The sequence below is a fragment of the Flavobacterium sp. genome, from assembly GCF_043780635.1.
Lineage (GTDB): Bacteria > Bacteroidota > Bacteroidia > Flavobacteriales > Flavobacteriaceae > Flavobacterium.
Genome location: NZ_JAYWCK010000043.1, coordinates 1 through 14,642, shown reverse-complemented (window position 1 = coordinate 14,642; position 14,642 = coordinate 1). Strand labels below are relative to the sequence as shown.

Below are 14,642 nucleotides of genomic sequence, written 5' to 3'. Positions count from 1 at the left end.
ATAAGCCATCAATCCTGCAATCAAGAAAATGGCAAAAATTAGGGATTCGATGAGATTGTCAATTAAGTAAGAAGTTCCTTTTTGGAAAACCAATGCTTTTCCTGTCAACGTAACTTCATAGCGATCTTTTGGAAAAACTTGGTCGATTTTCTTTTGCAATTTTCCTTCGACTCTTGCCATTTCTTCGGTGCCAATGTCTTTCATAAAAGTCGTGATTCGGGCATATTGTCCTGTCGAATCCACATAGCTTTTCATCAAATTGTCTTTGTTGTTTTTGGTGGCATTTTTAGCGTAGGAAAGGATGAATGTTTGCTCCTGCGAAGTCGGTAATTCATAATATTCAGGATTTCCGTTATAATAGGCTTGTTTGGAATATTTCACTAAATTAACAATGGAAACTGGTTTCGACAATTCGGGCATTTTGGAAATTGTCTGTTGTAATTCGTCCATTTTTTTCATCGTGGACAATTTCATAACGCCTTTTTTATGCTTGGTATTTATCATTATTTCCAAAGGCATAACGCCATTGAATTCTTTTTCGAAGAAGACAATATCTTTGAAAAATGAAGCTGTTTTTGGCATTTCGCCAATCAAACTTCCGGAAACTTTCATTTGCGAAACCCCAATAATACTGAAAACCATTAGCAGACCATAAATGGTATAAATAATTCTTCGGTTGTGTCTGACTGCATATTCGACCCAATTTAACACCGCAGAAAGATAGGTTTTGCTTAAATGATATAAGTGTTTTTCCTTTGGAACATCCATAAAACTATAGACAATTGGCACAATCATTAATGTCAATAGATAAACGGTAATCACATTTATTGAAGTCACTAAACCAAATTCAAAAAGCAAATCGTTGCCCGTAATCATAAAGGTTGCAAAACCGGCTGCCGTTGTTAAATTCGTCATCAGCGTAGAAACTCCAATTTTAGAAATCACTCGTTGCAATGCTTTTGCCTGATTATTGTGTAGTTTTATTTCCTGCTGGTATTTGTTAATCAGGAAAATACAGTTCGTTATGCCGATTACGATAATTAATGGTGGAATGATAGCCGTTAAAATCGTGATTTTATAATGGAATAATCCCAAGGTTCCAAACGACCATACAACGCCAATCAACAAGATGCAAATAGAAATAAATGTTGCTCTGAAGGAACGGAAAAAGAAGAAAAATATCAATGAAGTAATCAGCAAAGCCGCGCCAATAAACAAACCAATCTCACCTTTCATGTTCTCGGCATTGATGGTTCTAATGTAGGGCATTCCGGAAACACGAAGGTCGATTCCGGTGGTTTTCTCGAATTTATCGATTTTTGGAATTAAATTTTCAATTATAAACGTTTTTCTTGCCGCCGTGTTGACAATTTTTTTATTCATATAAATCGCAGAACGGATACTTCCGGATTGTTTATTAAACAGCAATCCTTCGTAAAAAGGCAAGGTATTGAAAAGTTCATTTTTTATTTTACCTAAATATTCGGCACTATTCGTTTGGCTTTGGTCAACGAACGGAACCAATTCGAATTTCTCAGCAATGGTGTCTTTTTCTAGTTTTTTTAGATCGTTAAGGGAAACAACAAGTTCTACTTCTTTGGAATTTTTCAACCCCGTCATTAATTCATTCCAAGCAGCATAAGCTTTTGGAGTAAAAAAAGTTTTGTCTTTGAAACCAATAACAATCAGGTTGCCTTCTTCGCCAAATTTGTTTAAGAAGTCTTGATATTGTTTGTTTACAATATGTTTTTCGGGAAGCAGATTAGCTTCGGTATAAGTCATCCTTAGATTTTTCCATTGGAAACCAAGAAAAACCGTTAGGACAAGAATTAATCCTAAAATTACGATTCTATTTTTGAGTATAATTCGGGCAATTAATTCCCAGAATCCTACTTTTAATGCTTTTTTCATAAACGTCTTAAAGTGGTGCAAAGGTAAATAAAACGCGAGACATTTAATAATTTACGCCATTAGATTTAACGAAAAATTGTGTCGTTTTTCTGTCAAGATTAAATTTGTATTAAATTCTTTTTGAAGTTATAGTTTATAAGGTTAGTTTTCTCATCTTTGTATTTAAAAACTCAAAGGAATTGAAGATATAATTTATGAAAAATCACAGAAACACCATATTTTATTTTGTTGTTACCGGTGGTTTTACGGCTTTGATTTATTGGATATTAAAGATTGGAAAAAGTTTAGAAATTGGAAAAAACTTTATACGTCCTGTAACTGAAAATGGGCACTGGAATGATTTCATAGCATCATTAACACTTAATTTGCATCATCCTCTAGCCATTCTCTTGGCACAAATTATTACTATAATCTTAGTTGCTCGTTTTTTTGGATGGGTTTTTAGAAAAATAGGACAACCTTCCGTAATTGGAGAAATCATAGCAGGAATTGTACTTGGACCATCACTGTTGGGGTTGTATTTTCCAGAATTTTCAATCGTTTTATTCCCTGTTGAATCTTTGGGGAATTTGCAATTTTTAAGCCAAATTGGTCTAATACTTTTTATGTTCGTCATCGGTATGGAACTAGACTTAAAAGTATTGAGAAACAGAGCCAAAGAAGCTGTTGTTATAAGTCACGCCAGCATAGTAATCCCTTTTGCTTTGGGGATAGGTCTGGCCTATTTTGTTTACTTTAAATTTGCTCCAGTAGGAGTTGCTTTTCTGCCTTTTGCCTTGTTTATGGGAATCTCTATGAGTATAACCGCATTTCCGGTTTTGGCAAGAATTGTGCAAGAAAGAGGTATTCATAAAACTAAATTGGGAGCCATTGTTATTACATGTGCCGCCGCAGATGATATTACAGCTTGGTGCATACTTGCCGCTGTTATTGCTATTGTTAAAGCGGGAACTTTTGTGAGTTCACTATACGTTATTGGATTGGCATTCTCTTATGTGATAGTGATGCTTTTTGTGGTTAAACCATTTTTGAAAAAAATTGGAGAACTATACGGAACAAAAGATAACTTAAACAAACCCGTTGTAGCCATTTTCTTTTTAACCTTAATTATTTCTTCTTATACTACTGAAATCATTGGTATTCACGCGCTTTTCGGAGCTTTTATGACTGGCGTAATTATGCCTGATATAACCAAATTCAGGAATCTGTTCATAGAAAAAGTAGAAGATGTCTCGGTGATATTATTGCTTCCTTTATTTTTCGTTTATACCGGTTTGCGAACAGAAATTGGGCTGATAAACGATCCTTTTTTATGGAAAGTTACAGGTTTTATTATTCTTGTTGCTGTTGTTGGGAAGTTTTTCGGAAGTGCTTTGGCGGCAAAATTTGTGGGTCAAAATTGGCGCGATAGTTTAACTATTGGTGCTTTGATGAACACTCGAGGCTTGATGGAACTGGTGGTTTTAAATATCGGATTGGATTTAAAAGTACTTACTCCTGAAGTATTTACCATGATGGTAATTATGGCGTTGGTCACCACTTCAATGACCGGACCAGCACTGAATTTAATCAATTTGATTTTTAAGACAAAAGAGGTCGCTATTTTGGACGAAATTTCTAACGGTAATAAATACAAAATTCTGCTGTCATTTGGAAACAACGAAAAAGGGAAATCGCTTTTGCGACTAGCAAATAGTCTGGTAAAAAAACAAACAGAAACGTCAACTATAACAGCTATGCATCTCACATTGAGTGACGAAGTGCATCCTTATAATTTAGACCAATATGAAAAAGATAAATTTTTACCTATAATCGCCGAGTCAAAAGTCTTGAAACAAGAAATTACAACTTTATTTCAGGCAACAGTGGATATTGAAAGTAATATCGCTGAAATTGCCAATAATGGAGAATATGATTTGCTTTTAGTTGGACTCGGAAAATCTATTTTTGAAGGATCATTGCTAGGAAAAGTATTGGGATTCACAACCAGGATTATCAATCCCGACCGTTTGATCGATAAATTCACAGGAAAAGAAGGGTTGTTCGAAAATTCGCCTTTTGACGAAAGAACCAGACAGATTATTTCGAAAACTAAGATTCCTCTAGGAGTTTTGATTGACAAGGAATTGCAACAGGTTAATCAGGTTATTGTCCCCATTTTTTGTTCAGAAGACTCTTTTTTGATTGATTATGCGCAGAAATTAATTTACAACAACGATTCTCAAATTATGATTTTAGATGTAAACGGTAACGTCAATACTAATTTTGTTCTTAAAAGTGCCGTCAATTCATTGGAAGAAAGATATCCCGAAAATATCACAATGATGAATGAAAAAATCATTAAAAAAGATTTTTTAGCTAACTTAGATTTGATGATTATCAGTGTCGAAAGTTGGAAAGTGCTTTTGGATTCGCACAGTATTTGGTTGAGCAGAGTTCCCTCAGTATTGATTTTAAAACATTGTTTTATATAAATTTTTTATACTTTCATAATTTCGGCTTCCTTGTGAACAAGATGTTCGTCAATTTTTTTGATAAAATTATTTGTCAAATTTTGGACTTCCTCTTCAGCTCTTTTGCAAATATCTTCGGATGTCCCCTCTTTTTCTAACTTTTTTATCTCAGTATTCGCATCTTTACGAGCGTTTCTAATTCCAACTTTTGCATCTTCGGATTCTGATTTTGCTTGTTTCGCAAGATCTCGTCTTCGCTCTTCAGTCAATGGCGGAACGCTGATTATGATTAAATCTCCATTATTCATTGGGTTGAAACCAATGTTTGCCACCATAATTGCTTTCTCAATAGGTTGCAGCATTTTCTTTTCATATGGCTGTAAAGTTATCGTTCTTGCATCGGGTACATTGATATTTGAAACTTGAGAAAGCGGGGTTGCCGCTCCATAATAATCAACAAAAACACTTCCCAACATGGCTGGATTTGCTTTTCCGGCACGAATATTTAGAAATGATTTTTCTAAATGGGAGATAGAACCCTCCATAGATTCTTTGGTACTATCTAAAATAAATTCAATTTCTTCAGTCATTTTTTTAGGTTTTGGGTTTTGGGTTGTTGGAAGTTTAACTAAACCATCAACCAAAAACCATCAACTAAATATTTACTTCAGTTCCTATGTTTTTACCTTCACAAATTTTCAATAAATTTCCTTGCTTATTCATGTCAAAAATTACAATTGGAAGTTTATTTTCCTGACTCAATGTGAAAGCTGTTGTATCCATAACATTCAATCCTTTTTTGAGTACATCATCAAAGGAGATATAATTAAATTTTACTGCCGAAGCATCTTTTTCCGGATCTGCGGAGTAAACACCATCTACACGAGTTCCTTTCAAAATTACGTCAGCATTGATTTCTACACCACGTAAAACAGCGGCAGTATCTGTTGTAAAATAAGGGTTTCCTGTTCCAGCTCCAAAAATTACGATTCTTCCTTTTTCGAGGTGGCGATCGGCTCTTCTTTTTATGTAAGGTTCAGCGATGGATTCCATTTTTAAAGCGGTTTGCAAACGAGTTTTCATTCCTTTGTCTTCTAGTGCGCCTTGCAATGCCATTCCGTTAATAACGGTTGCCAACATCCCCATATAATCGCCTTGAACACGGTCCATGCCCTTGCTTGCACCGGCAACACCTCTAAAGATATTTCCTCCACCAATCACTATGGCAATCTCAATTCCTTTTTCATGAACTTTTTTGATTTCATCGGCATATTCGGCTAATCTTGCAGGATCAATTCCATATTGTTGATCGCCCATTAAAGCTTCGCCACTTAATTTTAGAAGAATTCTTTTATATTTCATTCCTGTTGTTTGTTTAAAATTTGGAGTCATGCTGTCGCAAGCTCAAGTCATTCCGTTTTTTTATTTAAATTTGGAGTCATGCTGTCGCAAGCTCAAGTCATTCCGTTTTTATATTTAAAATTTGGAGTCATGCTGTTGCAAGCTCAAGTCATAACTTGTTGAATTGAGTTGTGCAAATATAGACATATTCTATTTTTTTAAAATAATGTTTTTTGAAAAATTAATTTTGGTTTTGTTTTTAATTTAAATTGGCAGAAAATATTTTTTTGAATCTTTAAGCAAATTGATTTTCACAGCCTTTTTCTCATCAGAATTTGAAATTTTTATTTTTCAATAATCGTTAAGTTCGAACAGGAATTATGTGCCTTTTCAAAAATCATACGTCAAGTCGCCAATGTAATTTAAATTGCTGTATCCTGCTCTATAGCTGACTTCATGCAAAACGATTTTGCTGTTTATTTGATAAATTTTTAAGTGTGAAACCTAAAACAATCTCTTTGATATAAATTCCTGAAATTAAAAAGACAACTGCTTATAACTTTGTTAATAAATAGTTTTGATATATTTTTTATTTTTAATGAATAATACGTAAATTGCTGACCTCAACCAAATCTACATATTATTAATTTACTTTTTTTATTGGTGTTTAAATATTTGTTTAACAATTAAAAAAACTACCACATGAAAAATTTATTTGAAAGAGTCTATGATTACATCTCTACTGCCCTATTTGGAGGTAAAACCACAACTCATTATTAATCGAAAAGTACTTAGTTAAGTAAAAAGAGAGTATGGTATAAAAATACTTTGATTACAATTTTTGGACTAAACTTTGTTCGAATAAAGTTAAGTCCAATGCGTCGGTAACTTCATAATTACCAATTTTTGTTCTTCGCAAAACAATTAAATGCGAACCGGAATTCATTGCCTTTCCAAAATCATATGCTAAGGAACGAATATAAGTTCCCTTACTACAAACGACTCTAAAATCGACTTCAGGAAGTGCAATTCGAGTAATTTCGAATTCGTGTACTGTTGTTTTTCGTGTCGCTATTTCTACTGTTTCCCCAGCACGAGCATGTTCATAAAGACGGATTCCGTCTTTTTTTATGGCCGAAAAAATAGGTGGTTTTTGGTCAATTTCTCCCAAAAATTGTTTCGCCGTTTCGTGAATTAAAACTTCATCAATATGTGAAGTTTCGAAAGTTTCGTCTATTTCGGTTTCTAAATCATAAGAAGGCGTGGTTGCTCCTATATAGAATGTTCCGGTATATTCTTTGGCTTGGCCTTGAAGTTCAGCAATTCTTTTAGTAAATTTTCCGGTACAAACCAATAATAATCCACTTGCCAATGGGTCTAAAGTTCCAGCGTGTCCAATTTTGAATTTTTTAGGAAGCCCTGTCTTATTGATTAGGGCATATTTCATTTTATTGACCGCTTGAAAAGAGGTCCAATGCAAAGGTTTGTCAATTAAGATGATTTGCCCGTTTAAATAATCTTCGGCAGACATTAAATTACAGTCAATGGATGAATGAAAAAATGAATCGCCAACAATACAATTCCAGCAATAATTCGGTAATAACCAAATACTTTAAAACCGTGCTTAGTCAAAAATCCAATAAAAGATTTAATAGCTAAAAGCGCCACGATAAAAGCAACTACATTTCCAATAATCAAAAAGTTGATTTGGTCGTGTGACAAAACTAGACCGTCTTTATAATAATCGTAACATTTTTTTGCAGTCGCACCTAACATTGTTGGAACTGCTAGAAAAAATGAAAATTCCGCAGCAGTTGTTCGAGATAGTTTCTGCGACATTCCTCCCACGATACTTGCGCCACTTCGGGAGACACCAGGAACCATTGCCAAGCACTGAAATAATCCAATTTTAAAAGCTTGCAAATAACTTATTTCATTAGACGTTTGAATTTCTTCAGAATCAGCAAACCAATCATCAACTTTTAAAAGGATAATTCCGCCGATTAAGAGCGAAACTGCAACTGTTAAGGGACTTTCTAATAAAGCATCAATTTTTTTACTGAACAGCAATCCAAAAACAACTGCTGGAATAAAAGCAACTAATAATTTAAAATAGAAGTCAAAAGTTTGGAAAAAGCGTTTAAAATATAAAACAACAACCGAAAGTATTGCTCCTAATTGGATGACGATTGTAAAAAGTTTCGTGAATTCATCATGTTCAATACCAAAAAAAGAAGATGCAATAATCATATGGCCTGTCGAAGAAACAGGCAAAAACTCGGTGATTCCTTCAATAATGGCAATAATAATAGCTTGAAAAGTATTCATTTATGCTTTTTTTGGATTTTTAAGAATAGCATAAATCGTGATTCCAAAACCAATTAAAACGGTTGTTGGAGCCAATCGAATTCTTCTAAAGTTGAAAATTTCTTCCTTAAACACATTTGGATTATCACTTCCTCCACCTGACATTAATAGGAACCCAAGAGCAATTACAGCAATACCAATGAGTAGAATTTTATAATTTATTTTCTCAAAAAGAAATTCGTGTTCTTGATTTTGTTCTTGTTTTTTTTCGATTTTTTTCATTTTTGCTATCTAGTATAAATCATCGGTTCTTAAATTCAAAAAGCGTTGTGTTGCAAAATATGTGCTTATCCAGGTAATCAAAACCCCAATGCCGAATACAAATAATAAAACTATAGCAACAAGTATTTTATCGTCAAGAATTCCTAAATCCGGGAAATTAACTTGGAGGTAAACTAAAACACCAATCAGAGCAATAATGGCTAGTCCCGCACCAAGCATACCTAATTTAATGCTTCGCATCACAAATGGCTTTCTAATAAATGCTTTTGTAGCTCCAACCATTTGCATCGTTTTAATGATAAATCGATGAGAATAAATGGACAAGCGCAAAGAACTATTGATTAATAAAACAGCGATGATAGTTAAGAAAGCACTGATTATCAATATCCACATACTCACTTTTTTGATATTGTCATTTACTAAATTGACCAATTGTTTGTCATAAACGATATCTGAAACCATAACGTTTTTATGTAATTGACTTTCAATTTTTGCAATACTGTCTTTTTCTACATAATCAGCTTTCAGATTGATGTCAAACGAGTTTTGCAATGGATTCGTCCCTAAAAAAGTCATAAAGTCTTCGCCAATAATGTCAGTATGTTGCTTTGCTGCAGCTTCTTTGGAAACATATACATACGATTTAGTAAAATCAGCAGCTTTTAATTCTTTTCCAAAAGCCTTTAAGATACTGTCATTAGCATCGTTTTTGAAAAATACCGTCATTGCAATTTTTTCTTTAAAATTGTCTGCCAGTTTTTTAGAATTAATAATAAAAAATCCTAGAATCCCCAAGAGAAATAACACCAAGAATACACTTAGCACAACCGAGAAATAAGAGGAAATTAACCTGCGTTTTTGAAATTTATCAAATGAAGAAGCCATAGTTTATTGTAATTATGGGGTAAAAATAACAAAGAATTTCTTTATTTAAAGTTAATAACGCTCAAACTTTCAACTTTCGTACAATAAATGTAAATTTGGCGTCTAAAATAATCATACCGTAAAAGTCTTTGAGACTTTGAATCCTATCGATAAGATGACTTGAGCATGCAAAAGCATGACTCCATTAAAAAACAATATAAAAAAGGAATGAAATACAATCCGAACGAAATAGAGGCCAAATGGCAAAAATATTGGGCCGAAAATCAAACTTTTGCTGCCGAAAATAATTCCGAAAAACCCAAATATTATGTTTTGGATATGTTTCCTTATCCTTCTGGAGCAGGATTGCACGTAGGACATCCGCTGGGTTACATCGCTTCGGACGTGTATTCTCGATACAAAAGACATCGCGGTTTTAATGTTTTGCATCCAATGGGTTACGACAGTTTTGGGTTGCCTGCCGAACAATATGCCATACAAACTGGTCAACGTCCGGAAGATACGACGTCGGTAAATATTGACGGAGGCGTTGACAAAGAAGGAAACAAAATTGCCGGTTATAGAAAACAATTGGATAAAATTGGATTTTCATTCGATTGGAGTCGTGAAGTACGTACTTCGAATCCTGATTATTACAAACACACGCAGTGGATTTTCATCCAATTATTCAATTCTTGGTACAATAAAAATACAGACAAAGCCGAAGACATTTCTACATTGGTTTCAATTTTTTCAACCGAAGGAAATTCTAATGTAAATGCAGTTTGCGATGACAATATTCAATCTTTTTCGTCAAGCGAATGGAACGCTTTTTCATCAGAAGACCAACAAAAAATACTTTTACAATACAGATTAACGTATTTAGCTGAAACCGAAGTAAACTGGTGTCCTGGATTGGGAACCGTTTTAGCGAATGATGAAATCGTAAACGGTATTTCAGAACGTGGAGGATTTCCGGTTATTCGCAAAAAAATGACGCAATGGAGTATGCGGATTTCGGCTTATGCGGAACGTTTGTTGCAAGGTTTGGACACCATTGACTGGAGTGAGAGTATCAAGGAAAGTCAAAGAAACTGGATTGGAAAATCCGTTGGAGCGATGGTAACTTTTTCTGTATTGCTAGCTAAAAGTGATAACCAAATTCGACCTAATCCAACCGAAGCCGAAAAAATATTATGGTTAAATTTAAAAAATCAAGGACTAGCTTCTGAATTTACACCACAACATTTAATAGATGATTATATTGTAGATTTTGTTTCACTTTCTAAAAAACTGATTATTGAAGTTGATGGCGGAATTTTTTACACTCCTCAACAAAAAGAGGATACCGAAAACACAAAAGTTCTTGAAGAAAAAGGATTTAAAGTAATTCGTTTTAATACTAAAGAAATTTTAAATAATATTGATAGTGTTTTAAATATTATCAAACACGAATTGCACAATGCTGTTGTTTCACCTTCTGAATCAAAAGAGATTGCGGTTTTCACGACTCGTCCCGACACCATTTTTGGAGTTACGTTTATGACTTTGGCACCAGAACATCCTTTGGTTCAAGAAATAACAACTTCGGAGTATTTAGACAAAGTAAACGACTATGTTTTTGCGTCATCTAAACGTTCTGAAAGAGAGCGTATGGCAGATGTAAAAACCATTTCAGGAGTTTTCACGGGAGCTTATGCCGAGCATCCTTTTACTAAAGAACCAATACCAGTTTGGATTGGTGATTATGTACTTGCAGGTTATGGAACTGGAGCTGTTATGGCGGTTCCTTGCGGCGACGAAAGAGATTATGCTTTTGCTAATTTCTTCAAAGGGCAAAACGGAATGCAGGAAATCAAGAATATTTTTGCCAATGTCGATATATCTAAAGAAGCCTATGGTTCCAAAGATAATGTTGTCATTACCAATTCTGATTTTCTAAACGGACTGAATTACAAAGAAGCGACCAAAAAAGTTATAGCAGAACTAGAGAAGATAAATCAGGGTAAAGGTAAAATCAATTACCGTTTGCGTGATGCCGTTTTCTCGCGCCAAAGATATTGGGGAGAGCCGTTTCCTGTATATTATGTGAATGGATTGCCGCAAATGATTGATGCGAAACATTTGCCAATCGTGCTGCCCGAAGTGGAAAAATACTTGCCAACAGAAGACGGATTACCCCCTTTAGGAAATGCTCTGGTTTGGGCTTGGGACAGTGTAAATAATAAAGTGGTTGACACGAATTTGGTCGACAACAAAACAATTCATCCTTTAGAATTGAACACGATGCCAGGTTGGGCGGGAAGTTCCTGGTATTGGATGCGTTATATGGATGCACACAATGACGGAGAATTTGCAAGTAAAGAAGCCTTGAAATATTGGGAAAGCGTGGATTTATACATTGGTGGAAGCGAACACGCAACCGGACATTTATTGTATTCTCGTTTTTGGAACAAATTCCTAAAAGACAAAGGTTTTGCACCAACCGAGGAACCATTCAAAAAACTTATTAATCAGGGAATGATTTTGGGAATGAGTGCAATTAATTATAAGTTTTCAAACAGTTTTATTTCTGAAGATGATTTTGATCAATCAATTTTACCTCCTATTTATGTTTCCAAAAAAAGACATCAAAAAATTTTAGGAGGAGATTCTGAAGAAATTGCAATTCTAAAGTTGGAAGTCGCGAAATTAGTTAAAAAAACGTATCCTGGAAGAGAAGATATTTCTTTTTGGAATCCAAACTTTAATGCTTCTTATGCACTTGTTGATTTTGTTAATAGTTCAGACGAACTAAATATTGAAGCTTTTAAAAAATGGAGACCAGAAAATAAAAATGCAGTTTTTCTTTTTGATGAAAATGACAGGTTTATTGTTTCTCGCGAAATCGAAAAAATGTCGAAATCTAAATACAATGTAGTTACTCCAGACGATATTTGTAATGAATACGGAGCCGATACTTTGCGTTTGTACGAAATGTTTTTAGGACCCTTGGAACAAGCGAAACCTTGGAACACGGCAGGAATTTCGGGAGTTTTTGGTTTCTTGAAAAAATTATGGCGTTTGTATTTTGATGAAAACGGTTTGATTGTTACCAACAATGAACCATCGAAAGACAGCTTGAAATCATTACATAAAACCATCAAAAAAGTGGCAGAAGATATCGAAGGTTTCTCTTTCAATACTTCGGTTTCACAGTTTATGATTTGTGTGAATGAATTGTCAATACAAAATTGTCATTCTCGTGCGATTTTGGAACCTTTGACAGTATTGATTTCTTCTTATGCACCACATATTGCCGAGGAATTGTGGAGTCAATTAGGAAATTCTGGTTCGATTTCGACAGTAGATTTTCCAATATTGGACGAAAAACATTTAGTGGAAAGCAGCAAAGAATATCCTGTTTCTTTCAACGGAAAAATGCGTTTTACCATCGAATTATCTTTGGATTTGACGGTGCCTGAAATTCAGGAAATTATTATGAAAGATGAAAGGACATTAAAGCAATTAGATGGAAAAACACCAAACAAGATAATTATCGTTCCGGGTAAGGTGATTAATTTGGTTGGATAAAAAATAAAAATTCACTACTATAAATCCCAAATTTCAATTTTAGTATTGAAGTTTGGGATTTTTTAATGAATTTTTAACGAATGTCAAATTGACATTATCTAAATTTGGTTTAGAATTTGATATTGTAATTACACAAACATAAAAAATAAAAATTATGGGAATGAGTTATTTAGTTTTGGCTGGTGCAATTATGCTTGCAAGTTGGTTAATCAGTAATACATTAAAAAATAAGTTTGAAAAATATTCCAAAGTGCATTTGCAGAACGGAATGTCCGGTCAGGAAATAGCTGAGAAAATGCTTGCAGATCACGGAATTCGTGACGTAAAAGTGATTTCGGTAGCGGGACAATTAACGGATCATTACAATCCAACAGATAAAACGGTCAATTTAAGTGAAGCTGTTTTCAATCAAAGAAATGCAGCAGCTGCAGCAGTTGCCGCTCACGAATGTGGTCACGCCGTACAACACGCGACAGCTTATAGTTGGTTAACGATGCGTTCTCAATTGGTTCCAGTTGTGAATGTTGCGTCATCTTATATGCAATGGATTTTGATTGGAGGTATTTTGATGTTGCGGACTTTTCCGCAATTATTATTAGTGGGAATAGTGATTTTTGCTGCAACAACTTTGTTTTCGATCGTCACTTTGCCGGTAGAATATGACGCGAGTAATCGTGCGTTAGCTTGGTTAGAAAATAAAATAATGTTGACTCCGGACGAACAAGCCGGAGCAAAAGATGCGTTAAAATGGGCTGCGAGAACTTATGTTGTGGCTGCTTTAGGATCAATCGCCACCTTAATGTATTACATTTCTATTTTTAACAACAGAAGGTAATATCAATATAATTTAGAATACAATCCGTCTCAATTTTTTGTTGAGGCGGATTTTTTCGTACAATTTCTAAAATAGTCAACCGAATATTTGAAGAGGGGTTGGTACTGAACATAAAAAAAGCCGCAATTATTAATTGCAGCCTTTTTGTGAATATTTTTAAAAGTAATTTTTATTCAAATATTTATTTTCCTTTATTTGCTTCTGAAATATATTTTTCCAAAGCCATTGTCATTGAAGGTGTTTCGGGAGTTGGTGCAAGAATGTCAATTCTCAAACCAGAATCCAATGCTTCTTTTTGAGTAGTGCTTCCAAAAACAGCAATTCTAGTATTGTTTTGTTCAAAATCAGGGAAGTTAGTGAACAATGATTTTATTCCAGAAGGACTAAAGAAAGCTAAAACATCATAATACACATCAGCTAAATCAGATAAATCGCTAATTACAGTTTTGTAAAAAATAGCTTGTGTCCAATCTACTTTCAGGTTATTAAGAGTTATTGGAGCATCTGCATTCAATTGATCTGAAGCTGGCAATAGGAATTTTTCGTCTTTATATTTTTTTATCAGCGGAGATAAATCAGCAAAATCTTTTGGGCCAACATATATTTTACGCTTGCGATATACTACGTATTTCTGTAGATAGAATGCTATTGCTTCTGATTGACAAAAATACTTCAATCCTTCAGGAACTTTATATCGCATTTCTTCAGCAACTCTGAAAAAATGATCTACAGCGTTTTTACTCGTTAAGATAATGGCGGTAAAATTGTTAAGATCAATTTTTTGAAGTCTAATTTCTTTTGCATTAACTCCTTCGACGTGGATAAAAGGTCTGAAATCAACTTTTACTTTATGCTTATTTTGAAGCTCAAAGTAAGGAGAATTTTCCACTTTAGGCTCGGGCTGTGACACCAAAATTGTTTTCACTTTCATATTTGACATTTTCTAAGCAATACCTTTTGTAAACCAATAATACATGAAATAATACGGTGCTATTTCGAGAGCGCAAAGATACAAAATAAAATAAAACAACTTACTAAATATTATATTTTGATAATTTTTTATTGAAACTAAATAT

The 14,642-nt window shown here is 34.0% G+C and carries 12 protein-coding genes; 3 read left to right on the top strand and 9 right to left on the bottom strand.

Annotation, left to right across the window (positions count from 1 at the left end; all coding sequences use genetic code 11):
• On the bottom strand, nucleotides 1-1,911 hold a 1,911-nt coding region (locus tag ACH2BV_RS04195; RefSeq protein WP_395049468.1), incomplete at its 3' end, for an RND family transporter.
• A gap of 194 nt (nucleotides 1,912-2,105) precedes the next feature.
• Between ACH2BV_RS04195 and ACH2BV_RS04190 the strand changes: the two genes are divergently transcribed.
• Nucleotides 2,106-4,385, top strand: coding sequence for a cation:proton antiporter (locus ACH2BV_RS04190; RefSeq protein WP_395049467.1), 2,280 nt, complete (start codon nucleotides 2,106-2,108; stop codon nucleotides 4,383-4,385).
• Between the two features lie 5 nt (nucleotides 4,386-4,390).
• On the opposite strand, the gene frr is transcribed toward ACH2BV_RS04190, so the two are convergent.
• The 6 genes from frr to ACH2BV_RS04160 all read right to left on the bottom strand — a co-directional run bounded on the left by frr (nucleotide 4,391) and on the right by ACH2BV_RS04160 (nucleotide 9,179).
• Entirely contained in the window at nucleotides 4,391-4,954 is a 564-nt protein-coding gene (gene frr, locus ACH2BV_RS04185) for a ribosome recycling factor (RefSeq protein WP_395049466.1), read from the bottom strand.
• A gap of 64 nt (nucleotides 4,955-5,018) precedes the next feature.
• Entirely contained in the window at nucleotides 5,019-5,726 is a 708-nt protein-coding gene (gene pyrH, locus ACH2BV_RS04180; RefSeq protein ID WP_395049465.1) for a UMP kinase, read from the bottom strand.
• An 811-nt stretch (nucleotides 5,727-6,537) separates the two neighbouring features.
• Nucleotides 6,538-7,236, bottom strand: a complete 699-nt coding sequence (gene truB / locus ACH2BV_RS04175) for a tRNA pseudouridine(55) synthase TruB (protein ID WP_395049464.1) — start codon at nucleotides 7,234-7,236, stop codon at nucleotides 6,538-6,540.
• Nucleotides 7,236-8,033, bottom strand: a complete 798-nt coding sequence (locus tag ACH2BV_RS04170) for an undecaprenyl-diphosphate phosphatase (RefSeq protein ID WP_395049463.1) — start codon at nucleotides 8,031-8,033, stop codon at nucleotides 7,236-7,238. Before ACH2BV_RS04170 ends, truB begins: the two co-directional genes overlap by 1 nt.
• The gene (locus ACH2BV_RS04165; RefSeq protein ID WP_395049462.1) at nucleotides 8,034-8,294 is read right to left on the bottom strand and encodes a DUF3098 domain-containing protein; all 261 of its coding nucleotides are present in this window, start codon (nucleotides 8,292-8,294) and stop codon (nucleotides 8,034-8,036) included.
• 9 nt (nucleotides 8,295-8,303) lie between these two features.
• The gene (locus tag ACH2BV_RS04160; protein WP_395049461.1) at nucleotides 8,304-9,179 is read right to left on the bottom strand and encodes a cell division protein FtsX; all 876 of its coding nucleotides are present in this window, start codon (nucleotides 9,177-9,179) and stop codon (nucleotides 8,304-8,306) included.
• 207 nt (nucleotides 9,180-9,386) lie between these two features.
• Between ACH2BV_RS04160 and ACH2BV_RS04155 the strand changes: the two genes are divergently transcribed.
• Entirely contained in the window at nucleotides 9,387-12,731 is a 3,345-nt protein-coding gene (locus ACH2BV_RS04155) for a leucine--tRNA ligase (RefSeq protein WP_395049470.1), read from the top strand.
• Nucleotides 12,732-12,885: 154 nt separating this feature from the next.
• Nucleotides 12,886-13,566: a zinc metallopeptidase gene (locus ACH2BV_RS04150; protein ID WP_395049460.1), complete on the top strand. Its 681-nt coding sequence runs from the start codon at nucleotides 12,886-12,888 to the stop codon at nucleotides 13,564-13,566.
• Between the two features lie 181 nt (nucleotides 13,567-13,747).
• Here the strand turns inward: ACH2BV_RS04150 and ACH2BV_RS04145 are convergent, their stop codons facing one another.
• Both ACH2BV_RS04145 and ACH2BV_RS04140 read right to left on the bottom strand, forming a co-directional pair.
• Nucleotides 13,748-14,497, bottom strand: a complete 750-nt coding sequence (locus ACH2BV_RS04145) for a uroporphyrinogen-III synthase (RefSeq protein WP_395049459.1) — start codon at nucleotides 14,495-14,497, stop codon at nucleotides 13,748-13,750.
• Between the two features lie 12 nt (nucleotides 14,498-14,509).
• Nucleotides 14,510-14,642: DUF4271 domain-containing protein (locus ACH2BV_RS04140; protein ID WP_395049469.1), on the bottom strand; the 133-nt coding region annotated here is incomplete at its 5' end.

Coding starts and splice junctions, on each gene's coding strand:
- ACH2BV_RS04190 (WP_395049467.1), top strand. CDS start 2,106: ATGAAAAATCACAGAAACACCATATTTTATTTTGTTGTTACCGGTGGT.
- frr (WP_395049466.1), bottom strand. CDS start 4,954: ATGACTGAAGAAATTGAATTTATTTTAGATAGTACCAAAGAATCTATG.
- pyrH (WP_395049465.1), bottom strand. CDS start 5,726: ATGAAATATAAAAGAATTCTTCTAAAATTAAGTGGCGAAGCTTTAATG.
- truB (WP_395049464.1), bottom strand. CDS start 7,236: ATGTCTGCCGAAGATTATTTAAACGGGCAAATCATCTTAATTGACAAA.
- ACH2BV_RS04170 (WP_395049463.1), bottom strand. CDS start 8,033: ATGAATACTTTTCAAGCTATTATTATTGCCATTATTGAAGGAATCACC.
- ACH2BV_RS04165 (WP_395049462.1), bottom strand. CDS start 8,294: ATGAAAAAAATCGAAAAAAAACAAGAACAAAATCAAGAACACGAATTT.
- ACH2BV_RS04160 (WP_395049461.1), bottom strand. CDS start 9,179: ATGGCTTCTTCATTTGATAAATTTCAAAAACGCAGGTTAATTTCCTCT.
- ACH2BV_RS04155 (WP_395049470.1), top strand. CDS start 9,387: ATGAAATACAATCCGAACGAAATAGAGGCCAAATGGCAAAAATATTGG.
- ACH2BV_RS04150 (WP_395049460.1), top strand. CDS start 12,886: ATGGGAATGAGTTATTTAGTTTTGGCTGGTGCAATTATGCTTGCAAGT.
- ACH2BV_RS04145 (WP_395049459.1), bottom strand. CDS start 14,497: ATGAAAGTGAAAACAATTTTGGTGTCACAGCCCGAGCCTAAAGTGGAA.